The 26,610-nt window shown below is 61.9% G+C and carries 22 protein-coding genes; 11 read left to right on the top strand and 11 right to left on the bottom strand.

What is annotated here, in order from left to right; genetic code table 11:
- Nucleotides 1-235 precede the first annotated feature (235 nt).
- The 9 genes from BM079_RS04070 (at nt 236) to BM079_RS04030 (ending at nt 12,773) form a co-directional block, all read left to right on the top strand.
- Nucleotides 236-1,819: a peptide ABC transporter substrate-binding protein gene (locus BM079_RS04070; protein ID WP_090131093.1), complete on the top strand. Its 1,584-nt coding sequence runs from the start codon at nt 236-238 to the stop codon at nt 1,817-1,819.
- Nucleotides 1,820-1,881: 62 nt separating this feature from the next.
- Nucleotides 1,882-3,474, top strand: coding sequence for a peptide ABC transporter substrate-binding protein (locus tag BM079_RS04065; protein WP_090131091.1), 1,593 nt, complete (start codon nt 1,882-1,884; stop codon nt 3,472-3,474).
- A gap of 61 nt (nt 3,475-3,535) precedes the next feature.
- Nucleotides 3,536-5,155, top strand: a complete 1,620-nt coding sequence (locus BM079_RS04060) for a peptide ABC transporter substrate-binding protein (RefSeq protein ID WP_090131089.1) — start codon at nt 3,536-3,538, stop codon at nt 5,153-5,155.
- Between the two features lie 42 nt (nt 5,156-5,197).
- A complete protein-coding gene (oppB, locus tag BM079_RS04055; RefSeq protein ID WP_090131087.1) occupies nt 5,198-6,124 on the top strand; it encodes an oligopeptide ABC transporter permease OppB in 927 nt (308 codons plus the stop codon).
- Nucleotides 6,125-6,136: 12 nt separating this feature from the next.
- On the top strand, nt 6,137-7,102 hold the full coding sequence (locus BM079_RS04050) for an ABC transporter permease (protein WP_245742817.1): 966 nt from the start codon (nt 6,137-6,139) through the stop codon (nt 7,100-7,102).
- A gap of 10 nt (nt 7,103-7,112) precedes the next feature.
- The gene (locus tag BM079_RS04045) at nt 7,113-8,711 is read left to right on the top strand and encodes an ABC transporter ATP-binding protein (RefSeq protein WP_090131085.1); all 1,599 of its coding nucleotides are present in this window, start codon (nt 7,113-7,115) and stop codon (nt 8,709-8,711) included.
- A 234-nt stretch (nt 8,712-8,945) separates the two neighbouring features.
- On the top strand, nt 8,946-9,404 hold the full coding sequence (locus tag BM079_RS04040; protein WP_090131083.1) for a MerR family transcriptional regulator: 459 nt from the start codon (nt 8,946-8,948) through the stop codon (nt 9,402-9,404).
- Nucleotides 9,394-12,201, top strand: a complete 2,808-nt coding sequence (locus BM079_RS04035; protein ID WP_245742816.1) for a heavy metal translocating P-type ATPase — start codon at nt 9,394-9,396, stop codon at nt 12,199-12,201. Before BM079_RS04040 ends, BM079_RS04035 begins: the two co-directional genes overlap by 11 nt.
- Before the next feature lie 140 nt (nt 12,202-12,341).
- Nucleotides 12,342-12,773: a VOC family protein gene (locus BM079_RS04030; protein WP_090131081.1), complete on the top strand. Its 432-nt coding sequence runs from the start codon at nt 12,342-12,344 to the stop codon at nt 12,771-12,773.
- Between the two features lie 17 nt (nt 12,774-12,790).
- Here BM079_RS04030 and BM079_RS04025 read toward each other — a convergent pair whose 3' ends face one another.
- The 11 genes from BM079_RS04025 to ffh all read right to left on the bottom strand — a co-directional run bounded on the left by BM079_RS04025 (nt 12,791) and on the right by ffh (nt 24,007).
- Nucleotides 12,791-13,405 (bottom strand): YitT family protein, encoded by a 615-nt coding sequence (locus BM079_RS04025; protein ID WP_090131080.1) that lies wholly within the window; start codon nt 13,403-13,405, stop codon nt 12,791-12,793.
- Between the two features lie 118 nt (nt 13,406-13,523).
- Nucleotides 13,524-15,326, bottom strand: coding sequence for a single-stranded-DNA-specific exonuclease RecJ (locus BM079_RS04020; RefSeq protein WP_245742815.1), 1,803 nt, complete (start codon nt 15,324-15,326; stop codon nt 13,524-13,526).
- 241 nt (nt 15,327-15,567) lie between these two features.
- Complete coding sequence (gene thrC / locus BM079_RS04015; protein ID WP_090131078.1) at nt 15,568-16,965, bottom strand: threonine synthase; 1,398 nt, start codon at nt 16,963-16,965, stop codon at nt 15,568-15,570.
- A gap of 17 nt (nt 16,966-16,982) precedes the next feature.
- Nucleotides 16,983-18,299 carry a homoserine dehydrogenase gene (locus BM079_RS04010; protein ID WP_090131076.1) on the bottom strand — a complete coding sequence of 439 codons (1,317 nt, stop codon included), beginning with the start codon at nt 18,297-18,299 and terminating at the stop codon, nt 16,983-16,985.
- Between the two features lie 117 nt (nt 18,300-18,416).
- Nucleotides 18,417-19,178, bottom strand: coding sequence for a DsbC family protein (locus BM079_RS04005; RefSeq protein WP_245742814.1), 762 nt, complete (start codon nt 19,176-19,178; stop codon nt 18,417-18,419).
- Between the two features lie 7 nt (nt 19,179-19,185).
- The gene (xerD, locus tag BM079_RS04000; protein WP_090131070.1) at nt 19,186-20,073 is read right to left on the bottom strand and encodes a site-specific tyrosine recombinase XerD; all 888 of its coding nucleotides are present in this window, start codon (nt 20,071-20,073) and stop codon (nt 19,186-19,188) included.
- Nucleotides 20,074-20,249: 176 nt separating this feature from the next.
- The gene (gene rplS / locus BM079_RS03995; protein ID WP_090131068.1) at nt 20,250-20,615 is read right to left on the bottom strand and encodes a 50S ribosomal protein L19; all 366 of its coding nucleotides are present in this window, start codon (nt 20,613-20,615) and stop codon (nt 20,250-20,252) included.
- Nucleotides 20,616-20,738: 123 nt separating this feature from the next.
- Entirely contained in the window at nt 20,739-21,533 is a 795-nt protein-coding gene (gene trmD, locus BM079_RS03990) for a tRNA (guanosine(37)-N1)-methyltransferase TrmD (protein WP_090131066.1), read from the bottom strand.
- A gap of 32 nt (nt 21,534-21,565) precedes the next feature.
- Nucleotides 21,566-22,081 carry a ribosome maturation factor RimM gene (gene rimM, locus BM079_RS03985; RefSeq protein WP_090131064.1) on the bottom strand — a complete coding sequence of 172 codons (516 nt, stop codon included), beginning with the start codon at nt 22,079-22,081 and terminating at the stop codon, nt 21,566-21,568.
- A 17-nt stretch (nt 22,082-22,098) separates the two neighbouring features.
- Nucleotides 22,099-22,359, bottom strand: a complete 261-nt coding sequence (gene rpsP / locus BM079_RS03980; RefSeq protein ID WP_090131062.1) for a 30S ribosomal protein S16 — start codon at nt 22,357-22,359, stop codon at nt 22,099-22,101.
- A 217-nt stretch (nt 22,360-22,576) separates the two neighbouring features.
- Complete coding sequence (gene ffh / locus BM079_RS03975) at nt 22,577-24,007, bottom strand: signal recognition particle protein (protein WP_090131060.1); 1,431 nt, start codon at nt 24,005-24,007, stop codon at nt 22,577-22,579.
- A 321-nt stretch (nt 24,008-24,328) separates the two neighbouring features.
- Here ffh and BM079_RS03970 point away from each other — a divergent pair, with 321 nt between their 5' ends.
- Nucleotides 24,329-25,090: a cytochrome C assembly family protein gene (locus BM079_RS03970; protein WP_245742813.1), complete on the top strand. Its 762-nt coding sequence runs from the start codon at nt 24,329-24,331 to the stop codon at nt 25,088-25,090.
- A gap of 100 nt (nt 25,091-25,190) precedes the next feature.
- A complete protein-coding gene (locus BM079_RS03965) occupies nt 25,191-26,486 on the top strand; it encodes an HlyC/CorC family transporter (RefSeq protein WP_090131055.1) in 1,296 nt (431 codons plus the stop codon).
- Nucleotides 26,487-26,610: the final 124 nt, after the last annotated feature.

Here is a 26,610-nt window from a genome sequence, read left to right as displayed (position 1 = left end):
TCGTTTGACAGGATCGAAATGCCGGAGGTGAGCCTGCCTCGCCTCTGGCTCCGCCCGCTTTCAAAGCTCCTGACTGCATCAGCCTTCGTTCATGCTTCTGAACGACTGGTCAACTCTGGACACACCCCCTGACGCGGAGTAACTTCACGATATTCGCCATAAGCGATGTTTCAGTTTTTGATCGCCTCACAACGGGCGATCACGCCAATAACAATGCCAATATCCAGGAACCTCCATGCTCTCGATCCGCTCCCTGCTCAGCGCGCTCGCGCTGTCATCTGCCCTGTTCACCCCCCAGCTTTACGCCCAGACGCTCAATATTGGCATCATTGGTGAGCCTGCTTCGCTGGATACCTCCCAGGTCAGTGGTGGGGTATGGGAAGCCGATGTATTAATGGACTTTTTTGAAGGCCTGATTACCAAGGACCCTGAAGGTCATCGTATTCCGGGCGTCGCGACGTCATGGGACATCAGCGATGACGGCATGACCTATACCTTCCATCTGCGTGATGATGCGAAATGGTCCGATGGGAAGCCGGTCACGGCCAAGGATTTCGTGTTTGGCTGGCAGCACATGCTCGACCCTGCCAGCGCCTCCAAGTACGCCTACATGCTTTATCCGGTCAAGAATGCCGAAGCGGTCAATACCGGCAAGATACCGGCGGATCAGCTTGGTGTGGAATCACTGGATGATGGCAAGACCTTTCGCGTCACGCTCAAGGAACCAGCGCCCTATTTTCTCGGCATCCTGACTCATTACACGGCTTACCCGGTGCCAAAACATGTATTTGATCAGTATGGCCAGCAGTGGACGCAGATGGATCATATCCAGACCAACGGCGCTTACAAACCGACCCGCTGGGTTTCGCACGATCACATTTCGGCCGAGAAAAATCCCGAGTTTCACGATGCCGCCAACGTGGCCATCGACACCGTCAATTACTATCCTACCGAGGATCGTAATGCCGGCATCTCGCGCTTCCGTGCCGGTGAGCTCGATGTGATGCGCGAGTACACCTCGGACCGCTATCAGTGGCTCAAGGAAAACCTGCCGGACGCCACGCACATGAGTCCGTTTCTGGGCTCCTATTACTATGTGCTGAACCATCGTGACGGCCATCCAACCGCCGATATCCGCGTGCGTGAAGCGCTCAATCTGGCGGTGCGTCGCGACGTCATGTCAAAGCAGATCATGGACAACACCTTCCTGCCGGCCACTGCGCTGGTGCCACCGGGCACCAATCACTACGAGACGCAGCACATGACGCTCGACGGTGATGACATGAATGCCCGCATGGCCAAGGCCAAAAATCTGATGCAGGCAGCCGGCTACGGGCCGGACAAGCCGCTCAATCTGCGCCTGCGTTATAACTCAAGCGATGAGCACAAAAAGATCGCCGTTGCGCTGGCAGCCATGTGGAAACCGCTGGGCGTCAATGTGCAGATGATCAACTCCGAGGCCACGGTGCACTACCAAGCCATACAAAACGGCGACTTTGATGTCGCACGTGCCGGCTGGGTCGCCGATTATGATGATGCCGAAAACTTCCTGACGCTTTTGCATACCGGAGTAGGCAATAACTACGGCGCCTGGTCCAATCCCGAGTACGACAGGCTGCTCGATCAGGCCAACATCACGCTGGATGAGGACAAGCGCGCCGGTCTGATGCAGCAGGCCGAACAGGTCGCGCTCGGTGACTATGCGCTGATACCGCTTCTGACCTACGTTACCCGCAATCTGGTCAATCCAGAGCTTCAGGGCTGGGAAGACAACGTGCAGGATGACCATCCTTCTCGCTGGGTCAGCTTCAAAAAATAACTCTTCGGTGGCGGTATCTCCGTGATGCCGCCCGTTTTTGACACAACCGGGAATCCTCCATCATGACCAGGTGTCTTTTTAAAAGCCTTGGCGCCGCTTTGTTGCTGACCTGTCCGCTGCTGGCCTGTCCCCTGCCGGCCCAGGCCGCCACGCTGGATATCGGCATCTATGGCGAGCCGGCCTCGCTGGATGCCGCCCGCGTGACCGGCGCTGTCTACGACAACGACGTGCTGGGCGATCTGTTCGAGGGGCTGGTGACGCTGTCCCCTGATGGTGAATATCAGCCGGGCGTGGCCACCGACTGGTCGGTCTCCGATGACGGTCTGACCTGGACTTTCAACCTGCGCGATGACGCCCGCTGGTCTGACGGCGAACCGGTCACTGCCGAGGACTTTGTGCTCGCCTTTCAGCGCGCGCTCGATCCGGAGATTGCCTCGGTCTATGCCAACCTGCTTTATCCGATCAAAAACGCTGCCGCCATCAATCGCGGCGATGCCGTGATGGCCTCACTGGGCGCCCGGGCCGTGAACGATCATCGATTCGAAGTGCGCCTTGAGCAGCCAACGCCCTACCTCCCGACGTTGATGGCACACATCATCGCTGCGCCGGTGCCGGCCCATGTCATCAGGGAACACGGCAACGACTGGACGCAGCTGTCGCACATTGTCACCAACGGCGCCTTCAAGCCCAGCCGCTGGGTGTCGCATGACCACATCGAGGCCGTCAGGAACCCGCAGTTTCACGATGCCGAAAGCGTTGACCTCGACGGCGTCAACTACCATCTGGTCGAGAACCTTAACACCGGCCTTTCGCGCTTTCGCAGTGGTAACCTGGACGTGATGCGTGACTTCGACGCCAGCCGCTATCAGTGGCTGAAGGAAAATCTCGGCAACGCCGTTCATCTGCACAACCAGCTTTCGACCTACTACTACGCGCTCAACAATCGCGACGATCATCCCACCAGCGACGTGCGCGTTCGCGAAGCGCTCAATCTGGCGCTGCGGCGCGACATCATCACTCAGAAAGTGCTGCAGGGCGCGGCCAACCCGACCAGCTCGCTGGTGCCTGCCGGTACTGCGCACTATGACGTGCAGACCATGCCGGGCGTTGATGCGCCCATGGAAGCACGACTCGACAGGGCCCGAGCGCTTTTGAAAGAGGCCGGGTACGGCCCGGAGCATCCGCTCAACCTGCGCCTGCGCTTCAATTCCCGCGATGATCATCGGCGTATTGCCGTGGCGGCCGCCGCCATGTGGAAGCCGCTGGGCATCAACATCGAGATGGTCAACGCCGAAGCCAACGTGCACTACGCCGAGATCGCCCGCGGCGACTTCGATATTGCTCGCGCCAGCTGGGTGGCGGATTTCGATGATGCCAGCAACTTTTTGGGCATTCTCGCCTCCGGCAATACCAAGAACTACGGCGGCTATCACAGCGCCGGGTTCGACCAGCTGATGAAGCAGGCCGCGTCACAGGACGATCCGGATCAGCGCCAACAGTTGCTTGAACAGGCCGAACGCCAGGCGCTGGGCGACTACGCCATGGCACCCATCTACGCCGACGCCGCGCGCAACCTGGTCAATCCGGACATGACCGGCTGGGAAGACAACGCCATCAATCGCCATCTGTCCCGCTGGATCAGTATCAATCCCTGACGCCTGACGCCGTGCGGGTCATCATCTCTGCACGGCACGATCATGGCCCCGGACAACAACAATGACCGACACGACGCTTTCCCGGCTTCCTGCGTGCCGACGCCATCGCCTTTTAAAACGCATTGCGCTGGCCACCCTTTTGCTGAGCCTTGCAGTGCCTGGCATGGCGGCCACGCTGCGCATCGATAATAGCGCCGAACCCGGTACGCTCGACCCGCAAAAGACCAGCGGGGTCTGGGAGGCGCGCATCGTACGTGAGCTCTTCGAGACGCTGGTCAGTCAGGACCCCGAAGGCGAGCAGGTACCGGGGCTGGCCAGCCACTGGCAGCTCAGCGATGACGGTCTGACCTGGACCTTTACGCTTCGGGATGATGCGAGATGGTCCGACGGCCAGCCCGTGACCGCCAGTGATGCCGTGTTCAGTCTGCGCCGGCTGTTGAGCCCGGAGATCGCGGCCCACAACGCCAATCTCTACTACCCGATCCAGAATGCCCGGGCAGTCAACGCCGGCAAGGCCAACCCGGCAACGCTGGGCGTGCACGCCGTGGATGACCACCATCTGGAAATCAGACTTGAGCGCCCTACCGCCTGGTTCCTGCAGGCCATGGCCATGCCGGAAGCCGCCCCGCTGCCCGAGCACGTGTTGGAAGCAGACGGCGAGCGCTGGGTGATGCCGGGCCATACAGTGGTCAGCGGTCCCTTCACGCTGAGCGAGTGGTCACCGCAGGATCACATCACGCTGGATAAAAACGAGCACTATTACGACGCCGGCGAGGTCGCCCTTGATGAGGTCATCCTCTATCCGCTGGAAGAGTCGGCCGCCGCACTCAACCGCTTTCGCACCGGCGCGCTGGACATCAGCTATACCAGCGTTCCGGGCGGGCGCTTTGAGAAGCTGCGTCAGGAACTGGGCAACGCGCTACGGGTCAGCCCGCTGGTGGCGGAATATTTCTACATGTTCAACGTTCGTCCCGACAGCCCGCTCAGCGACATCCGGATCCGCGAAGCCCTGAACCTGGCCACGCGGCGTGAGGTCATCACCGAGCAGCTGCTGGGCATGGGCCAGACACCGTCCTACTGGCTGGTACCCCGGGTGACCAGCGGCGGCACACAAGGTGAGCTGCCCATGGCGCAGATGTCGATGAATGAGCGCATGGCGCGCGCCCGTGAACTGATGAAAGCTGCGGGGTTCGGTCCGAATCACCCGCTCGGACTGACGCTGCGCTACAACACGCTGGAAGATCACAAGAAGATCGCGGTGGCACTGGCCGCCATGTGGCAACCGCTGGGGGTCGAGGTGTCACTGATCAACACCGAAGCGATCAGCCATTACGCTGCCATCCGTGAAGGCGATTTCCAGCTGGCCCGCTACGGCATGTCCGCTACCCTCAACGACCCGTATGACTTTCTGGGCAGCTATACCACCGGCAGCAGCGCCGCTCGCAGCAGCGGCTATCACGATGACACCTATGATCGACTGGTCGAACAGAGCAGTGAGGCCATCGACCCGAGCGCGCGCGTCGAGCTTCTGACCCGGGCCCAGCAGCGCCTGCTCGATGACTACGCCCTGCTGCCGCTTTACGATTACGTCAACACCGCGCTGGTGTCAGAGCGCGTCCATGGCTGGGAGTCCTCGCCGATGGACGTGCACCCCCTGCGCTATATCAGCATCGAGGAGTAATCCCGTGTTTTCGACCTTCACCCTGCGCCGAGGTAGCACGCCGTGCTGAGCTATATCGCCAAGCGTCTGGCCATGGCCATTCCCACGCTTTTGATCGTGATCACGGCCTCGTTTTTCCTGATGCGGGTTGCCCCGGGTGGGCCCTTTGACGGGGAGCGCCAGCTGCCGCCGGAGATCGAAGCCAACCTGATGGCGGCCTATCACCTGGATGAACCGCTGCCCATGCAGTACCTGCGCTACATGGGCAATCTCTTTCAGGGCGATTTCGGGCCATCGTTCAAATACAAGGACTTCTCGGTCACCGACCTGATCGCCCAGGGCTTCCCGGTCAGTCTGGAGCTTGGGGGGCTGGCGATTGCACTGGCGCTGCTGCTGGGCATCCCCATGGGGGTCATGGCCGCGCTCAAGCGCAACTCGACCGTGGATTATCTGTTGATGGGGACGGCGCTGGGCGGCATTGCTGTGCCCAACTTCGTGATCGCCCCGCTGATGGCGCTCTTTTTCGGCGTCATTCTGGGCTGGCTGCCGGTAGGTGGCTGGAACGGTGGCGCCCTGCCCAATCTGGTGCTGCCAGTGGTGGCCCTGGCCATTCAGCAGATTGCCTATATCGCCCGCATGATGCGTGCCTCGATGATCGAGGTGCTGGGCAGCCATTTCATTCGCACCGCTCGCGCCAAGGGGCTCAACGAGCGTCAGGTCATCTGGCGTCACGCCCTGCGCCCGGCCATGCTGCCGGTCCTTTCCTACCTGGGGCCGGCCATCGCCGGCATCATCACCGGCTCGGTGGTCATTGAACAGATTTTCGGACTGCCGGGCATCGGACGCTACTTCGTTCAGGGCGCGCTTAATCGCGACTACACGCTCGTGATGGGCACGGTGGTGTTCTACGGCGTGCTGATCGTGTTGATGAACCTGATTGTCGATCTGCTCTATTCGCTGTTCGACCCGCAAATTCGCTATGACGACTGATCGGAGCGCATCATGACTTCTTCCAACGGTGCTCATGACGCCCACGGCGCGCCCGGCACGACGGCGGACAATGCTGACCACCCTCAGGGCGGCGGCGCCCCCAACCCGCCCCAGGCCCCGGTGGCCCAGCCCGGCGAAAGCCTGGCTCGCGAAGCCTGGCGTCGCCTGCGCCACAATCGTGCCGCCATGGCAAGCCTCATCCTGCTGGTGCTGATGACGATCATCTGTATCGCCGGTCCCTGGTTTCTGCCCTGGGATCTGGCCGAAGTGGACTGGAACGCTTTTGGCGTCGCGCCGACGCTGGAAGGCCAGCACTGGCTGGGTACCGATGCCAACGGCCGTGACCTGCTGACCCGTACGCTCTACGGCGGTCGCGTATCGCTGTCCGTAGCGCTGGTGGCCACGCTGGTGAGCCTGGTCATTGGTGTACTGTATGGCGCGATTTCCGGCTACATGGGCGGGCGCGTCGACAACCTGATGATGCGCTTTGTCGACATCATGTACTCACTGCCCTTCATGTTTCTGGTCATCCTGTTGATGGTGGTCTTTGGCCGTAACATCTTTTTGATCTACGCCGCGATCGGGGCGGTGGAGTGGCTCGACATGGCGCGTATCGTGCGCGGCCAGACGCTGTCGCTCAAGCGCCGCGAGTTCATCGAGGCCGCTCATGCGCTGGGCGTGCGGGATTCAAAAATCGTGACCCGCCATCTGATCCCCAACTCGATCGGCCCGGTCATCATCTATGTGACGCTGACGGTGCCCAAGGTGATTCTGCTGGAGAGCTTTCTCTCCTTCCTCGGTCTGGGCGTGCAGGAACCGCTCACCAGCTGGGGCGTTCTGATCAGTGAAGGGACCTCCAACATGCAGGGCGCCCCCTGGATGCTGATCGTACCCGCAGCCTTTCTGGCCGTGACGCTGTTCTGTCTCAACTTCCTGGGCGACGGGCTGCGCGATGCCCTCGACCCGCGTACCCGCTAAGGAGTTCACCATGTCGACACCCCTGCTCGAGATCGACAATCTGAAGGTGGACTTTGAACTGCCCACCGGCACCGTCTCTGCCGTCAAGGGCGTGAGCTTCCATATCAACCAGGGCGAGACCGTGGCGCTGGTGGGTGAATCCGGCTCCGGCAAGTCGGTCACCTCCACCGCGCTGATGCGCCTTTTGCCGGAGATGGCCAGCATCTCCGGCGCCATTCGTCTGGACGGCGAGGATCTGACACAGGTCAGCGCCTCACGGATGCGCCGGCTGCGCGGCAATGAGTTCTCGATGATCTTTCAGGAGCCAATGACCTCGCTCAATCCGCTGCACCGCATCGGGCGCCAGATTGCTGAAGTCCTGCATCGCCATCGGGGGCTTTCCGGTAGCGAGGCACGAATACGGGTGCTGGAACTGCTGCACCAGGTCGGCATCCCCGAGCCTGAGCGGCGCCTTTCAAGCTATCCGCACGAGCTCTCCGGCGGCCAGCGCCAGCGCGTGATGATCGCCATGGCGCTGGCCTGCGAGCCGCGACTGCTGATTGCCGACGAGCCCACCACGGCACTCGATGTCACTGTTCAGGCGCAGATTCTCGATCTACTGCGTGATCTGCAACAGCGCTACGGCATGGCGATCCTGTTCATCACCCACGATCTGAGCCTGGTGCGCCGCTTTGCCGAGCGAGTCTGCGTGATGCGCTACGGCGAGCTGGTCGAATCGGGTGAGACCGCGAAGGTCTTCAATGCGCCACAGCACGACTACACCCGCATGCTGCTTGATGCCGAGCCACGTGGCAGCAAGGCGGCCGTGCCAGAAGATGCGCCGGTGCTGCTCAGCGGTCAGGACGTTCGGGTGCGCTTTACTACTAAAAAGCGCTTGTTCGGCAAAAATGACCATTTCGAGGCGGTGCGCGGGATCGATCTGACCGTCCGGCGCGGTCAGACCGTGGGGATTGTCGGTGAGTCGGGGTCCGGCAAGTCAACGCTGGGACGGGCCCTGTTGCGCCTGCTCAAGAGCGATGGCCGTCTGCGCTTTGAAGACACCGACATCACGGAGTTTGACAAGTCCCGGATGCGACCACTGCGCTCGCGCATGCAGGTCGTTTTTCAGGACCCCTTCGGCTCGCTGTCACCGCGTCTGACCGTGGGAGAAATCATCAGCGAGGGGCTCAGGGTGCACTTTCCCGAACTCGACCGGCGCGAGCGCGAAGCGCGGGTCATTGAATCGCTCGAGGAAGTGGCGCTCGACCCGACCATGCGCAAGCGCTACCCGCATGAATTCTCCGGCGGCCAGCGACAGCGCATCGCCATCGCCCGGGCACTGGTGCTCAAACCCGATTTCCTGCTGCTGGATGAACCGACCTCGGCGCTGGACCGCTCGGTGCAAATGACGGTGATCGAGCTGTTGCGCCAGTTGCAGCAGAAATACAACCTGACCTATGTGTTCATCAGCCACGATCTCGCCGTGGTGCGCGCACTCTCCGACACGGTGCTGGTCATGAAGGAAGGTCAGGTCATCGAACAGGGCTCGGCAGAAAGTATTTTCCAGTCGCCACGCGAGACGTATACGAAAGCACTCCTGCAGGCCGCCTTTCTCGACACGGCCGCCTGATGGACGGCGTGCATCCAGGGTGGCTTGAAAGCGGCCGATGACAGCAGTATTGGCCACGACAATGCCGCCTTTCTGATGCGCCACGATGTCCAGACAGGCTGTGGCATGACCCAGAACCCTCGCTCTGCCCGGCGGGGGTTTTTTATGGAAACCCGGGAAAACTCGTCACCTTGACCCTGTGGCTACCCCAGGGTTTTATGCTGAGCGCATGACAGATAACCGGCAGGTAATGACATGAGAATTGGTGAACTGGCCGAACGGGGCAACGTGACCCACGAAACCATCCGTCACTATGTCCATCAGGGGCTGATCCACGCCGAACGCAACCCCAACAACGGCTATCAGCTTTTTGACGATGAGGCACTCAGGCGGCTGCGTTTTATCAACCGCGCCAGAACCCTGGGCTTCAGCCTCAAGGAGGTCGGGGAGATCTTTGCTCATACCGATCACGGTGATTCCCCCTGTCCCATGGTGCGCGATCTTCTGCGCACGCGCCTGCCGGAAGTCAGAGCGCAGATTCAGGAGCTGGAGCAGCTGGCGAATCGCATGGAAAAGGCGCTCAACGCCTGGTCCTCCATGCCGGATGGCGCCCCCGATGGCCACACGCTGTGTCAGCTGATCGAACACTGGAACGATGCGCCCACCGGGGCGCCCACGCCCACACGCGACGCAGGGAGTTCTCATGTCTCATGATCACCGACTCACCCTGGGCGGCCTGCACTGCGGCGGCTGCGTCAAACGCACCCGCGCCGCGCTGGAGGCGCTCGACCCGAAGGCCCATATCGAGATTGATGTGGACCACCTTGCCATGCGTACCGATCACGCCCTTGAAGAGGTCATCAGGACGGTAGAAGGCGCCGGCTTTCAGGCTGCCCCGGAAAAAAATACGCCTCAGCATTATCAGCTGGACCTTGAAGGTCTGCACTGCGGCGGCTGCGTCAAACGTACCCGCGCCGAGCTGGAAACCCTTGACCCCGACGCGCAGATCGAGCTCGATACCGAGCGCCTGTCGATCACTACCCATCAATCGCGTGATGACGTCATCCGTGCCGTGGAATCCGCGGGCTATCGAGCAGCCCCTGTCGGAGAGATACCGGTGACAGCGCCTGGCCCTGATGCCGGGTCCGAGTCCGGGTCCGGGTCCGGGTCCGGGTCCGGGTCCGGGTCCGATAATGCTGCCCTGGCCGAGGCCGACAGACCGGCAGATTCACCGGCAGCCTCAAACGAGGCCATCGAACTGCAGCTGTCCGGCATTACCTGTGCCGGCTGCGTGCGTACCATCCAGAACGCGCTGGGTCACGTCGACGGCGTGAATGAGGCTCAGGTCAACTTTGCAACCCGTAGCGCCCGTGTAAGCGGCAGCGCGGCTACCAGAGATCTGATCAAGGCGGTCGAACAGGCCGGCTACGGTGCCGAAGTCATCGAAAGCATCGAGCAGGGCGAGGCACGCCGCGGCGAGCTGGAGCAGCAGAGCTATCGTCACAAGATTCGGGACACCTGGCTGGCGCTGGTGCCGGGAGTCGCCCTGATGCTGTCAATGTTCTTTCATCATCCGCAGCTGGAAGGCGGGGAACGCTGGTTCTGGATCGTCATTGGATTGGGAATTCTGGCGATCATGATGGTCGCCGGGCGTGGCTTTTACGATGCTGCCATCAAGGCGGTGCGCCATCGCATGGCCAACATGGATCTACTGGTGGCCATCGGGACCGCGACCGCCTGGCTCTACTCGATGTTCGTCGCGCTGTTCCCGAGCATTGTCCCCGAAGCGGCACGTTCGCTCTATTTCGAAGCACCACTCATGATCATCGGCCTGATCAGCCTGGGACAGGCCATCGAGACCCGCTCACGCGGGCGCACCTCGAAGGCACTGTCGCAGCTGGTCTCGCTGCGCGCCAGCACGGCACGGGTCATTCGCGAGGATCAGGACGTCGATGTCTCCATTGATGACGTGGCCCGGGGCGATCTTGTCCGCCTGCGACCCGGCGAGCGGGTGCCGGTGGATGGCGAGGTGGTCGAGGGCCGCAGCCATATCGATGAATCCATGCTGACCGGTGAGCCTCAGGCCGTTGCGCGTGAAGCCGGTGATCAGGTGTCGGCCGGCACGCTCAACACCAGGGGCACCCTGACCCTGCGCGCGACCCGGGTGGGCGGTGACACCAGCCTGTCACGCATTATCGAGCAGGTGCGTCAGGCGCAGGGCTCCCGCCCGCCCATCAGTCGGCTGGCCGACCGGGTGGCCAGCATCTTTGTGCCGGCCGTCATGATCGCCGCAGTCATCACGGCGCTCATATGGTTCAACATCGGCACCGAGCCGCGACTCACCCATATGCTGATCACGGCCACGTCGGTGCTGATCATCGCCTGCCCGTGCGCGCTGGGGCTGGCGACCCCGATTTCGACCATGATCGGCGTGGGTCGCGCCGCCAGCGCCGGGATTCTGATTCGTCACGGCGAGTCGCTGCAGCGCATCGGCGAGCTGACCGCGCTGGTGGTCGACAAGACCGGGACGCTGACCGAAGGCAAACCGCGCGTCACTGACAGTCTCTGGCTGGCAGATGACCATGGCAGGGCGCTGGCCCTGCTGAACGGCCTTGAGCGTGGCTCCGAGCATCCTCTGGCCAGCGCCGTGCTGGCCTGGTGCGACGAGCAATCCTCAGACGCTGTCGAGGTCAAAAACTTCGAGGCCCTTTCCGGGCGAGGCGTCACCGCTACCGGTTTGAGCGGCGAGCCGCTGGCGCTGGGCAATGCGGCCCTGATGAAAGAGCACGGTGTGGCCCTGGGTGAGGCCCAGGAGACCATCAGCACCTGGGAATCTCAGGCCCGCAGCGTGCTGCACTTTGCCATCGATGGCCGACTGGTCGCCCTGCTGGCCATACAGGACCCGCTGCGCGACGATGCACGCAAGGCCATCGAGCGTCTGCACGATCGTCGGCTGCGCGTGGTGATGCTGACCGGCGACGCCGAGCCCACCGCGCAGGCGGTTGCCAGAGAGGCAGGCATCGATGAAGTGCACGCCAATCTTCTGCCCGAGGACAAGCAGACCCACATCGAGCGGCTGCGCCGCGAGGGTAACGTGGTCGGCATGGCCGGCGATGGCATCAACGACGCGCCGGCACTAGCCGCCGCCGATGTGGGCTTTGCCATGGGGGCCGGCAGCGATGTCGCGATTGAATCGGCAGGCGCCGCCCTGATGCGCGATTCGCTGCACGGCATCAGCGATGCCATTGATCTGAGTCGCGCCACGATCAGGAACATCAAGCAGAACCTGTGGGGCGCCTTTGCCTATAACACGCTGGGCATCCCGATTGCCGCAGGCGTGCTCTACCCGCTGACCGGCACCCTGCTGTCGCCCATGGTAGCGGCCCTGGCCATGGCGGCCTCCTCGGTGACGGTCGTCACCAATGCCAACCGGCTGCGCCACTTCACGCCGGAACAGATCACACGCTCGGACAGTGACAGTTCGACCACAGCCGAGGAGGTCAACTCATGAGTCTTCTGATCAATGCCCTGGGACTCGCACTGATCACTGTGATTGCCTGGTGGTTCTGGGGTGGGCGCAAGGACACATGACAGCGTGGGCGGGCTCGCCCACACTGCCCTTTCAGTGACATGTTCAGGGAGTGTTTATTTATGTCCGAGCCGTCTGCCCCCGCCCTGCATGGGGTGATCGAAACCGCGCTCTATACCGCCGATATGGCGAGAGCACGGGCCTTTTTCGAAACGGTACTGGGCCTGACGCCCCATCTCTTTGATGAACGCTTTACGGCTTATCCGACCGGACAGTCGATGCTGCTGATCTTTCTACAGGGAGAGACGCAGGACACCGTGCACCTGCCGAAGGGCATGGGCACCATCCCGCCCCATGATGGCGACGGGCGTCAGCACATTGCGCTGGCCATCGATGCCGAGGCACTGGAGGACTGGGAGGCGCACCTGGCACATCATGACGTGGCCATCGAAGGGCGCACACACTGGCCGCCGGGTGGTGAAAGCCTTTACTTTCGCGACCCGGACGGTCACCTGCTGGAGCTGGTCACACCCGGTCTGTGGCCCAATTACTGAATTCCGCCACGCCAACGCTAGTTGCTGCTGGTGCCGGTATAGCGGCCGGGCCGATGGTTGAGGGTCAGAATAACGCCCAGCACTGCAGCCCCCAGAATGGAATAGGCCACGTTGGCCGGGGGCAGCACGAAAAACGCCATGAGCATGACCAGCGCGTCCAGCGTAAGCTGCACCTTGCCGGCGCTCCAGCCGCGGCGGTCCTGCAGATACAGGGCCAGAATGTTGAAACCGCCCAGACTGCCGCGATGGCGAAAGAGCGCCAGCACGCCAAGGCCGATCAGTGCACCGCCCATCAGGGCCGAGAACAGCGGTTCCACCTCACCGATCTCGACCCAGCCGGGTAGATTCCAGCTGATCCAGGAGAGCAGCGCGATGGCGGCGAAGGTCTTGAGCGCAAACTGATGGCCGACCCGCTGCCAGGCGAGCCAGTAAAATGGCAGGTTCACCACGAAAAAGACCGGGCCAAAGCTCCAGCCGGTCACGTAGGTGATCAAAAGCGCGATACCGGCGGTACTGCCGATCAGGATCTGGGCGTGTTCATAAAGCCCGACGCCCAGCGCGGCGCAGGCCGAGCCCAGCATGATGGCCATGATGTCTTCGTGCAGGCGATGTCGGCTCACTGAAGCATCCATCGATCATATCCTTCTTGTTGTCGGGCGACCGGGTGGGTCGCGCAGGGCATTCAGCGCTTGTGGCGCCTGAAGGTATTATCGACAGCCGCTGGCCGGGCGTCGAGTGCACGGGCACCGCCTACCCTGTAATCTGCTTGGCGTGCTCGATCATCAGTTGCAGGCTTTCCCGCCCCCGATAGCGATTGCGCGACAGACGATAGGCACAGCGAACCGCCTCCCCCGCCGCGACCGGCATGCTCTCGCCCGGCGTGACGGCGCGAAACCAGATCGCACGCACCATCTGCGCGCCGGCGTCCAGTGTCATCATCAGATGGTTGCCCTCGCTGCCTACCAGTCGCGCCTGGTCCACCACGAAACGCCCCTCGAAGATCGGCGCTTCGAACTCGCGACCAAAGGGCGCCAGCGCCTCGAGTTCATCGAGAATCGGCAACGCCAGCTGGTCAGGCTCGAGCGTGCCGTCGCTGAGAATCAGCGGATAGAGTTCACGATCCCCCAGTTGCTCGTCGATGGCCGTGGCCAGTGCCTGACGAAACGCCCCGAGCTCGGCGTGCGGCACGCCAACGCCTGCCGCCCCGCTGTGGCCGCCAAAACGCGGCAGTGCGCCGGGAGCCAGCTCACTGGCACGCTGAAGGGCATCACGCAGATGCAGCCCTTCCACCGAGCGACCGGAGCCGGTCAGCATCTCGGGGTCGGGCGCCTGGGTCAGTACCACGGCCGGCCGCCCGAAGGCCTGCACCAGCCGCGAGGCGACGATGCCCTGCACGCCAGGATGGCCCTCGGGCAGGTGCACCACCAGCACGCGAGCCCCCTGCTCCAGCTGCTGATGGGCCATGGCGCGCGCCTGCTCGGCCATATCGGACTCGATCGCCTTGCGCGACTGGTTGTCGTCATCCAGCACGTTGAGATAGCGACGGGCACTGGCGTCATCCTCGGCCAGCATGAAGTGCAGCGCCGCGTACGGATCGTCCAGCCGCGAGCGGGCGTTGATGCGCGGGCCCATCTGAAAAGCCAGCGTCTCGGCATCAAACGGCGTGCTGTCCGGCCCCAGTCGCTCGGCCATCATTCGCCAGCACGGGGCCTCCATGCGATTGATCAGCTTGAGGCCAAGCGTGACCACCGCGCGATTGATGGCGCTGTCGCCCAGCGACACGCAGTCGGCTACCGTCCCCAGCGCCACATAGGCAAGCCACGGCGACAGCTTGGGGGTATCCGGAGCCAATTGGCCGGCCCCGATCAGATGCGAGCGGGTCAGGGACATCAAAAGCCAGCACACCATGCAGCCGGCGATGGTGGCATCAGGGTAATCACAGTCGGCGCGCGACGGGTTGACCACCGCGAAGGCCGAGGCCGGCGGCCCTTCGATGGGCAGGGCGTGATGGTCGGTCACCACCACGTCGATACCGGCGTCTTTGAGGCGTGCCAATCGCGGCTCGTCGCTGGAGCCGCAGTCGGCGCTGATGATCAGCGACGGGCGCGGCGTGAGCGCCAGCGTCCTGTCCACCAGCGCGCTGCTGATACCGTAGCCGTCATTGATGCGATGACCGATGAGGCTGTGAAGTCGCTCGCGCGGCACACCAAAGAGCTCGGCAAGCGTTCGCAGGATCACGACGTGGGAGGTAATACCATCGACGTCATAGTCGGTGATGATACCGATGTGCTCACCGTCGATCACCGCCCGGGCAATACGCTCGGCGCCGCGGGTCGCATCACAGAGCTTCTCGGGATGTTCGATATAACGCAGCGCCGGCGCCACCAGTGCCGAGACCGGTGCCCGCGGGTCCTTGAGGCGCCCGGCCAGAATCCGCGCCTGCAGCTCGGTCATGCCGGTGTCAATGGCTTCCTGATAGAGGCCTTCATGACAGGGGCGCTGTAGGATTCGTTTATCCAGCAGCGGGGGCAGGACGTTACGCGCGTTATCCAAGAGGACTCCGGATGCTGAAAGGCTGCACCGACATCGGTCATGTCAGCGCAGCCTTGTGGATGGGGCGATCAAAAGGATCAGGTCAGGGGCATCATGACCCGTCTCTGGAAGGCCTAGCGCTCGGTCAGACGCTGAGACCAGCGTTCCAGATGCAAAAGGGCCGGGCACTCGATGGGCATTTCAGACCAGGTACATATCATGCAGCCCAGCGGAATATCGCCCATGTCCTGTGCCCTGTCGCTCAACTGCTGGCCACACGATGTTCGGCGACAAAACGCTGAACCTCCTGCGCATTGGCCGGCAGCACATCGTAGCGCTCCTCACGATCCATCAGATCGCTCATGGACTCCGGCAGCGCTGCGCCTTCAAAGCCGGCCCGCACCACGGCGTCCTCGAACTTGGCCGGATGCGCGGTGGCCAGCGTGATCATGGGCGTGGTGGCATCACTGCGCGCCACCTCGGCAGCGCGATAACCGGTGGCGGTATGTGGATCCAGCAGCTCGCCGGTGCGCTCGAAAGCCTCGCGGATCACCTCGAGGATGGTGTCATCATCCACGCGGTGGCTGCCGAATGTCTCGCGCAGCCGGGCCAGTGGTGCCTCGGCCAGCACGGCCGGCTCCTGCTGAAAGCGCTCCAGCAGCGCCCGCACCTGCTCGCCGTCGCGATCATAGGCGTCAAAGAGCAGCCGTTCGAAGTTGGATGACACCACGATATCCATCGAGGGCGCCAGGGTCGCCGCCAGCTCGCGTTTGGAGAAATCGTTGTCGGCCAGCGTCCGGTGCAGAATGTCGTTGGCGTTGGTGGCGATCACGAACTGTTTCACCGGCAGCCCCATGCGGCTGGCTGTATAACCGGCAAACAGATTGCCGAAGTTGGCCGACGGCACCGTGAAGCTGACCTCGCGATGCGGGGCGCCCAGCGCTACGCCCGAGGCGAAGTAATAGACGATCTGCGCCATGATGCGCGCCCAGTTGATCGAGTTGACCGCGATCAGTCGGGTCCCGTTCAGGAAGCCCTGATCGGCGAAACTGGCCTTGACGATGGCCTGGGCGTCATCAAAGTTGCCTTCGATGGCGATGTTGTGGACGTTATCAGCAAGCACCGTGGTCATCTGGCGACGCTGCACCTCGGAAACCCGCTGATACGGATGCAGGATGAAGATATCGAGGTTGTCACAGTGGCGACAGCCCTCGATGGCGGCCGAGCCGGTATCGCCGGAAGTGGCGCCCATGATGACCGCCTTCTCGCCACGCTTTTTGAGAAAGTGATCCAGCAGGCGGCCCAGCAGCTGCAGCGCGACATCCTTGAAGGCCAGCGTCGGCCCGTGAAAGAGCTCCATCAACCAGTGATCATGAGAGAGCTGCTTGAGCGGCACTACGGCGTCATGCTTGAAGGTGGCATAGCAGTCATTGATGATCCCGCGCAGGGTGTCATCGTCAATCTCGCCGCCGACAAAGGGCTTCATGACCCGAAAGGCGATCTCGGTATAGGGCTGGCCGGCCATCGCCGCGATCTCGTCACGGGAGAACTGCGGCAGCGTTTCCGGCACGTACAGGCCGCCATCGGGCGCCAGCCCGGTCAGGACCGCTTCTTCAAAGTTCAGCGCGGGCGCGTTGCCGCGCGTACTGATATAACGCATGGTCTGTGCGCCTCTGATCAGACGGTTTCGTCGAGATGTTCGATACGGATGCGGGTTACCGGCCCGGCGATGTCCGCCAGTGCCTCGAGCTGTCGAATTGCTTCGTTCATACCGGCTTCACGGGTGCGATGGGTGGTGATGATGATCGGCACCAGCTCGCCTTCGGTGGCTTCCTTCTGGATCAGGGCTTCGATGCTCACGCCCTGCTCGGCCAGAATGGTCGCCACCCGCGCCAGAACGCCGGGGCGGTCCACTGCCTGCAGGCGCAGATAGTAGGCGGTGACGATGTTCTCCATCGGCAGGATCGGCAGACTCTCGTCACCTTCCACGATGCCGCTGAAGGCCAGGTACGGCGTGCGATAGTCATGATGGGTGGCCATGTCGCGTGCCACGTCCAGTAGATCGGCCACGACCGCCGAGGCCGTCGGCTCGGCGCCGGCGCCGGCGCCGTAATAGAGCGTCGGCCCCACAGCGTCGCCCATCACCTCGATGGCATTCTTGACCCCGTGCACGTTGGCCAGCAGGCGCTCTTTCGGGATGAGCGCCGGATGGACGCGCAGCTCGACGCCATCCTCGGTGCGCCTGGAAATGCCCAGATGCTTGATGATGTAGCCGAGGGCATCGGCCTGTTTGACATCATCAAAGGTGATGCGAGAGATGCCCTCGGTATAGGCGCGCTCAAACTGCAGCGGCACGCCATAGGCGATCGAGGCCAGGATGGTCAGCTTGTGGGCGGCGTCGATGCCTTCAACATCAAAGGTCGGATCGGCTTCGGCATACCCGAGTGCCTGAGCTTCGGCCAGCACGTCCTCGAACGCGCGGCCCTCGTCGCGCATGTGGGTCAGGATATAGTTGCCGGTACCGTTGATGATGCCGGCCACCCACTGGATACGGTTGGCGCCCAGACCCTCGCGCAGCGACTTGATGACCGGAATACCGCCGGCGACGGCCGCTTCGAAGGCAACAATGACGCCCTGCTCGGCGGCCGCGCGGAAGATTTCGTTGCCGTGCACGGCGATCAGGGCCTTGTTGGCGGTGACCACGTGCTTGCCATGGCGAATGGCCTCCAGCACCAGCTCGCGGGCCACATCATAGCCGCCGATCAGCTCGACCACGACATCGATATCGGGGTTACGCGCGACCTCGAAGACATCCCGGGTGACATTGATGCCGGTCAGGTCGACCTGCGGAACATCGCGCCGTGCGCCGATCTGCGTCACCATAATGGCGCGGCCGGCACGACGTTCAATGTCCTGGGCGTTACGCACGAGTACATTGAACGTGCCGCTGCCCACGGTCCCGAGTCCACAGATGCCTACCTTTACCGGTTCCACCGTCTTGCCCCCTGGTCTACTGATCTCAACGCTGCATGACTGTTATACCCGGCGCAGTCAAAGCGCCGGGGGAGAAGCAGTGTAACGCTCTGCGGGACTTCCATGAATGCCCTTTTATCAATTCTCCAGGCCCAGCATGCCCACCAGCCGATCCACCGGCACATAGCCCGGGATCATGCGGCCGTCCGGCAGGATCAGTGCCGGCGTGCCCTGGATGGCCATCTGTTTGCCGAGCGCAAACTGCGAGGCGATGGGCGTGTCACAGTCGGCCCTGCTCTTGAGCTTTTTGCCCTGCTTGGCGGCGGTCATGGCTTCACTGCGATTGTCACTGCACCAGACCTGACTGAGCTCACGTGCGCCCTTGCCTTCCATGCCGGCCCGCGGGAAGGCCAGATAACGCACCTCGATCCCGCGCTTGTTGAGTTCGGGCACTTCTTCATGAAACTTGCGACAGTAGGGGCAGGTGGTATCGGTAAAGACGTTGATCACAGCCTTGACCTCACCGGCAGGACGGAACACGACCGTATCCTTGTCAGGAATCTGCTTGAGCAGCTCGACGCGATGCTGCTGCTGTTTCTGCTCGGTCAGATTGACCATCTGTCCATCACTGTTGCGATAGAGATCGCCGACCAGCAGATACTGCCCGTCCTTGTCACTGTAGAGGGTCTGACCATTGTCCAGCTGCACTTCGTAAAGGCCCGGGATGGGCGAGTCCTCCACTGAACGCACCGGCATTTTCTGACCGTTGACGACCAGACGATCACCAAGGTTTTTCGGGATATCGGCATCATCGGCCTGTACCCCCTGAGACAGCACGGCACCGGCCAGCAGGGCACCGGTCAACAGCGAACGAAAGGGAAAAGCATGCGACATGGACATGGGTAAGTCAGCCCCGTGGATGATGTTTGGCATGAATGGCTTCAAGACGTGCCTGGGCCACTCGGGTGTAGATCTGTGTGGTAGAGAGGTCACGATGGCCGAGAAGTTCCTGCAGCACACGCAGATTGGCACCGTGGTTGAGCAGATGGGTGGCAAAGGCGTGGCGCAGGGTATGCGGCGACAGCGGCGCGTCGATACCGGCTCGCGTGGCGTGATGCTTGATGCGATACCAGAAGGTCTGTCGCATCATGAAACCGTCGCTGCGGCCCGGAAAGAGCGGTGCTCGAGTAATGTCGCTCATCAGCTCGCCGCGCCCTTCGTGCAGATAGCGCTCGAGCCATTCAACAGCCGGCTCCCCCATGGGTACCAGCCGCTCGGCATCGCCCTTGCCCAGCACCCGGACAACGCCCTGACGCAGGTTGACGCTGTCCACCCGCAGCCCCACCAGTTCGGAAACGCGCAGCCCGCAGCTGTAGAGCACTTCCAGCATGGCCCGGTCGCGCAGCCCCAGTGCCGTCGTGATATCCGGCGCGCCCAGCAGGCGCTCGACCTCTTCTTCTTCAAGCGTACCGGGCAGTTCCGGTCGGGCCCGGGGCGCCACGATATCGGCCAGCGGGTCACTGTCGATCTGACCGGTCACCAGCGCCCAGCGATAAAAGCGACGCAGACTGGAGGTCAGCCGGGCATCGGAGCGCGCCTGATAACCGTCACGGCGCCGCTCCTCGATGAGGCCGTGATAGGTCCGGCTGTCCGGCGCCAGAAGCGCCATGTCATGACGGGACAGGTAGCGCTGCCAGTGCATCAGATCGGATCGATAGGCATCAAGCGTGTGCATGCTGGCACCGCGCTCGAGCCAGAGCGCATCAAGAAAGGCTTCAATCAACTGGCTGGACATGACGGTCTCTCATGAAAACTCGACGCTCCATACGACCCGGGCGTTCGGCACAGGTGCCGCCCCCTTTCCCGAACAGATAAAACGCCCTTGCCCGGACAGACAAAGACCCCGCCCATGATGCATGGTGCGGGGTCTTGTGGAAACTGCCCGATGACGCCGGGCAGTGCCGGAAAGGCTCAGGACTTCTTGGTAAGCTTTTCCTTGATGCGTGCAGACTTGCCGCTGCGCTCGCGCAGGTAGTAGAGCTTGGCCTGACGAACATCACCGCGACGACGCACTTCGATGCTGTCAACCTGACGGCTGTAGGTCTGGAAGGTACGCTCGACGCCAACACCGTGGGAAACCTTGCGCACGGTGAACGCAGAGTTCAGACCACGGTTGCGCTTGCCGATGACAACGCCTTCGAACGCCTGCAGACGCTCACGGCTGCCTTCCACGACCTTGACCTGTACCACGACAGTGTCGCCGGGGCCGAAATTCGGTACTTCCCTGTCCAGCTGCTCGTTTTCAAGCGCCTGGATAATCAGGTTCTTGCTGCTCATGACATTTCTCCAATGTGACCGGACCCGGCAGCAATGTCTGCAACACCGGCGTCCTTGATCCCGGCGACATGCGCGGGGTCGATTCGTGGGTGACGCGGCACCCCCTTGCAGGGCATGGCCCTCTCAAGGGTCCCGCACCGCCGCATCGGCCTCTACCGATGCGTGTTCATTGATGAACTCATCCAGCAGCTTTTGCTGCTCGGCATCGAGTATCATCTCCTGCAGAAGCTCCGGACGACGCTGCCATGTCCGCCCCAGTGACTGCTTGAGACGCCAGCGGCGAATCTCGCCGTGATGGCCGCCCAGCAATACCTGCGGCACACGTCGTCCATCGACCTCTTCCGGACGCGTGTAGTGCGGACAATCCAGCAGGCCATCACTGAAGGAGTCCTCTTCGGCCGACGCCTGGTGACCCAGCACGCCGGGCACCAGCCGCGCCACGGCATCACACAGCACCATTGCCGGCAGTTCACCGCCGCTGAGCACGTAGTCACCGATGGACCACTCTTCATCGATATCCAGATCGATGACGCGCTCATCGATGCCCTCGTAGCGTCCGGCGACCAGTACCAGTCTGCTGTTGGAAGCCAGCTGTCTGACGCCTTCCTGATCCAGCTTTCGCCCCTGGGGGGAAAGATAGATCACGCGTACCGGCGCATCGTCGTCCTGCCCGGACTGCTGTTCGCCATGGCGCCGGGCCTCGGCAATGGCACTACGCAGGGTGTCGACCTTCATCAGCATGCCGGGGCCGCCCCCGTAGGGACGATCATCCACGCTGCGGTAGCGATCCAGCGCGTAGTCACGCGGATTCCAGCAGTCGATGCGCATCAGACCACGCTCAACGGCGCGACCGGTCACCCCGTAGCGGGTAATCGCATCGAACATCTCCGGAAACAGCGATACCACTCCGATCCACACAACCCATTACTCGTCAGACGGGGACGACACGCTCAAAAATCGGGATCCCAGTCGACGGTCATGACACCGCCCTGCAGATCCACCTTCTGAATCACGTCATCCGGCAGAAACGGAATCAGGCGCTCACGGTCTTCACCGCGAACCACCAGAACGTCATTGGCACCGGTCTCGAAGAGATACTCGACGCGTCCCAGTGCAACACCGTTGTTCGTCTGAACGGCAAGCCCCTCGAGCTGATACCAGTAGTACTCGTCTTGTGAAAGACTTGGCAGTTCCGCCGCTTTCAAAAGCACGGTAGCACCGGCGACACGCTCTGCGGCCTCGCGTGAATCCACGCCATCAAGCCGGACAATCAGGCCCTTGCCGTGACGCTGACCGTTGCGCAGGGTCATGGGCGTGCGCTGCCCGTCTTGCTCGACCAGCCATGTCTCGTAGTCGAGGATGCCCTCCATCGGGCTGGTCCACGAATACACGCGAAGCCACCCTTTTACGCCATAGGGGCTGGTCAGCTTGCCCATGACGACATACTGCTCAGGCGACTGCGTCATACCGATTCCAGTACCGATCAGGCGGAAGCGGTTTGCTGCTTGCGCGCGAAACGCACCAGCTCGGCAACGCGATCAGAGAGCTGAGCACCCTGAGCCTGCCAGTGCTCAATGCGCTCGAGGTCGATGCGCAGACGTTCCTGCTGACCACGGGCGATCGGGTTGAAAAAGCCCACCTGTTCCAGATAGCTGCCGTCACGCTTGACGCGCGAATCGGTCACATGCAGGTGATAAAAGGGACGCTTCTTGGCGCCACCACGTGCCAGACGAATGGTAACCATTTAAAGTCCTTCAGTTGGAGTAGCGTCGTACCGGCAGCACGACAAGGCCATAACATGTTGCGTACATCGCCCTGATCACCGGTATTTCCCGAAAAATCGTTCCGGAAAACACCATGCGCAGGCGCGCCGCTTCTCGAAGACGCGGTATTCTACGGGAAATTTCAAGGCTTGGGAACTGCATGAATGCATCTACCCTGCAAGCAGAATCGAACATGACTCAGCGACGCGGGAAACCGCCCGAGCCTCCCATACCGCCGGGACCGCCCATGCCTCCCATGCCGCCGCCGGGGCCACCCGCACCACCGCCGCCCATCATGGAACTCATGCTGCGCATCATTTTCTGCATGCCGCCCTTCTTGCCCATCTTTTTCATCATCTTCTGCATCTGCTTGTGCTGCTTGAGCAGACGATTGAGATCCGGCACGGTCGTTCCGGAGCCGGCACAGATGCGACGCTTGCGCGAACCGTTGATCAGATCGGGCTTGCGGCGCTCCTTCGGCGTCATGGAGTTGATCATCGACTCGAGCTTGCCGAACTCCTTCTCGCTGGCCTGACCCTGAGCCATCTCGGCCATCTGGCCCATGCCCGGAAGTTTCTCCATCAGGCTGCCCATGCCGCCCATGTTCTTGAGCTGCTGAAGCTGGTCGCGGAAGTCCTCGAGATCGAAGCTTTCGCCCTTCTTGATCTTTTTGGAGAGCTGATCCGCCTTGCTGCGGTCAACCTTGCGCTCGGCCTCCTCGATCAGACTGAGCACATCGCCCATGCCCAGAATGCGCGAGGCCACGCGATCAGGATAGAAGGGCTCGAGGGCATCGGTTTTCTCTCCCATACCCATGAACTTGATCGGCTTGCCGGTGATATGACGTACCGACAGCGCGGCACCGCCGCGGGAGTCACCGTCGGCCTTGGTCAGGATCACACCGGTGAGCGGCAGCGCCTCATGGAAGGCGTGCGCTGTGTTGGCAGCGTCCTGCCCCGTCATGGCATCGACGACAAACAGCGTTTCCTGGGGTGAAATGGCGCGATGCAGATCGCGAATCTCGCCCATCATGGTCTCGTCGATGTGCAGACGGCCGGCCGTATCGACCAGTACGACATCAAAGAACTGGATACGGGCGTGACGAATGGCCGCCTCGGCAATCGCGGTCGGCTGCTGATCGCTGCTCGAGGGGAAGAACTCGACGCCGACCTCCTGTGCCAGCGTCTCGAGCTGATCGATCGCCGCCGGACGATAGACGTCGGCGGAGACCACCAGCACCTTTTTCTTCTCACGCTCGCGCAGGAAACGGGCCAGCTTGGCAACCGAGGTGGTCTTGCCCGCGCCCTGCAGACCGGCCATCAAAATGACGGATGGTGTCTGCCTGAGCTCGAGGGGCACGTTGCCCTCGCCCATGGTGGTTTCCAGCTCCTGCTGGACGATCTTGACGAACTGCTGACCGGGCGACAGGCTTTTGGACACCTCCTGTCCGACGGCGCGCGCACGCACGCGCTCGACGAAATCCTTGACGACCGACAGCGATACGTCGGCTTCCAGCAGCGCGCGACGAACCTCGCGCAGGGTATCCTTGATGTTCTCCTCGGTCAGCCGTGCCTGCCCGGTCACGGATCTGAGCGTATGGGAGAGACGATCTGTCAGACTATCAAACATGAGCTTCTCCGATGGTGCAGCGGCGGCGGCAGAAACGTGAGGGGCGCCCATGCCGAGACCGGAAAATGTTGCGCGCATTATAACGGTTCAAAGCGCCGGCATGCATCAGCGTCGGGCGGATTCATGTCAAATGAAGACGGGAAACACCCGCCATGCGCCTGTGGTGCCCGGTTTCGATCAGGCATGGCTCCCGGTATAGTAGTGCCACCCTGCACCATGTATCACGGGTACCATGCATCACGACTCGCACGCCTGATTCGCGATTTCCATACGGATTGTCATATAACGATGCTCACGCTTTTCTCTGCCCTTGTGGCAGTCGTGTTTTACTGCACAGCCGCCTGTCGTCAGATGCTTTCGCTGACGCGACGCCTGCCGCCGCGACAGGGGCTGGTCAGTGCGGCCAGCGCGCTGGCCGTGATCGGCCACGGCGTTGTGGTCTACACCACGCTGAGCGCTCACGAAGGCCTGCACCTGGGCATTTCCGAAACGGTGTCGCTGGTCTTTTTCCTGATTGCCGCCCTGCTGTTGCTGGCCAGCATCAAAAAACCGCTGATGCCGGCATCAGTGGGGCTTTATCCGCTGGCCGCCCTGAGCGTGGTGGGCGCCGTCGGCTTTCCGCAGTCCAGCATCGAATATGGTTTTACCCCCGGCATGCTCACACACATTGCCACCTCGGTGCTGGCCTATGCCTTTTTGATCATTGCCGCCGGGCAGGCCGTGTTGCTGGCCGTCCAGACCCACGCGCTCAAGCACAACCATCTGCGCGGCATTATTCAGGTCCTGCCGCCGCTGACCACCATGGAGCGGCTGATGTTTGAGCTGATCATCTGTGGCATGGTTTTTCTGACCGCCTCGATCATCAGCGGCTTTTTGTTCATCAACGATCTCTTTGCCCAGCATCTGGCGCACAAGACCGTACTGTCCCTGCTGGCATGGGTACTGTTTTCCATTCTTCTCTGGGGTCGATACCAGCGTGGCTGGCGCGGGCTCTGGGCCATTCGCTGGACACTGGGGGCCGTGATCGTATTGCTGCTGGCCTACTTTGGCACCAGGCTGATCGTGCAGCTGCTGCATGGCTGAGCAGTGCATCAGGGCGGTGGCGTTCGGCCAATGCCGCCTTGACACCCATGGCACAAGTTCCTAAAAACGACCGATAACTGATTCCGAGGACCCTCCGACCTTGAGCGAAGACACTCCCCTGGGGCTGATGTTTGCCCTGCTCGTGCTGCTCATTATCCTGTCTGCTTTTTTCTCGAGCTCGGAAACCGGCATGATGTCCATCAACCGCTACCGGTTGAAGCATCAGGCCAATACGGGGCACAAGTCCGCCAAACGAGTGCTGCGCATGCTCTCGCGTCCGGACCGGCTGATCGGCGTCATTCTGATCGGCAACAACTTCGTCAACAATCTGGCCGCCTCGATCGGTACCATCATTGCCATTCACTTTTTCGGCGAAGTGTCAGGGCCGGCCATCTCGACGGCCATTCTGACACTGGTGGTGCTGATCTTTGCAGAGGTCACCCCCAAGACCATGGCTGCCCTGCGCCCGGACAAGATTGCCTTTCCCGCCTCACTGATTCTCGACCCGCTGCTGCGCGTTCTGTATCCGCTGGTCTGGCTGGTCAACGGTATTTCCAACAGCCTGCTGCGCCTGGCCGGCATTCGTGAAATGGACGGCGGCGCCGCGCATCTGACCCGCGACGAACTGCGTACGGTCGTGCATGAAGCCGGCACCATGATCCCGCGTCGCCACCAGACCATGCTGCTGTCGATCCTTGATCTGGAAAACGTCACGGTCAACGACATCATGGTGCCCCGCCACGAGGTCGTGGGCCTTGATCTCGAGGATGATCTGGAAACGCTGCTGTCGGAAATTCGTACCAGTCAGCACACGCGGGTGCCGGTCTACAAGGGCGACATCAACAACATCATCGGCATTTTGCATCTGCGTAACGCCGCACGCGTCATGTCCCAGCCCAGCGTCAGCAAGGCCTCCATCGTACAGGAAGCGCGCGAACCCTACTTCGTGCCTGAATCCACGCCGCTGCATACGCAACTGCTCAATTTTCAGCAGCAAAAGCGACGTATCGGTATCGTGGTCGACGAGTACGGCGACGTACAGGGACTGGTCACGCTCGAGGATATTCTCGAAGAGATCGTGGGCGAGTTCACCACCGACATCGCCGATACGCATCAGGAAATTCATCAGCAGGAAGACGGCAGCTACATTATTGACGGCACCGCCAATATCCGTGAAATCAACAAGGTGCTGGGCTGGCAGCTGCCCACCAGCGGCCCGAAGACGCTCAACGGCCTGATTCTGGAGTATCTGGAATCCTTCCCCGATGCTCCCGCCAGCCTGGAGATCGGCCCCATCCGTCTCGAGATTCTTGAAATAAAGGAAAACCTGATCACTTCGACACGATGCTGGCAGACCCAGCGACGCGTCACACGGACTTCCGAGGCGCGTCATTAAGCCGATACAGGCCTGATACAGTGCGCCTTTTGAGATTGAATTAAGCCTGTTTTGTTAAGTTGCGCGATATCCATGATGCTCGTCTCGAGGACGCATGATGATATCGCCCACTTTTCCGCCCGCC

This window comes from Kushneria avicenniae (assembly GCF_900112585.1).
In the GTDB taxonomy this organism is placed as follows: Bacteria; Pseudomonadota; Gammaproteobacteria; order Pseudomonadales; family Halomonadaceae; genus Kushneria; species Kushneria avicenniae.
Note: the sequence above shows the minus strand (reverse complement) of the source record. Positions and strands in the feature narration are given on the sequence as shown.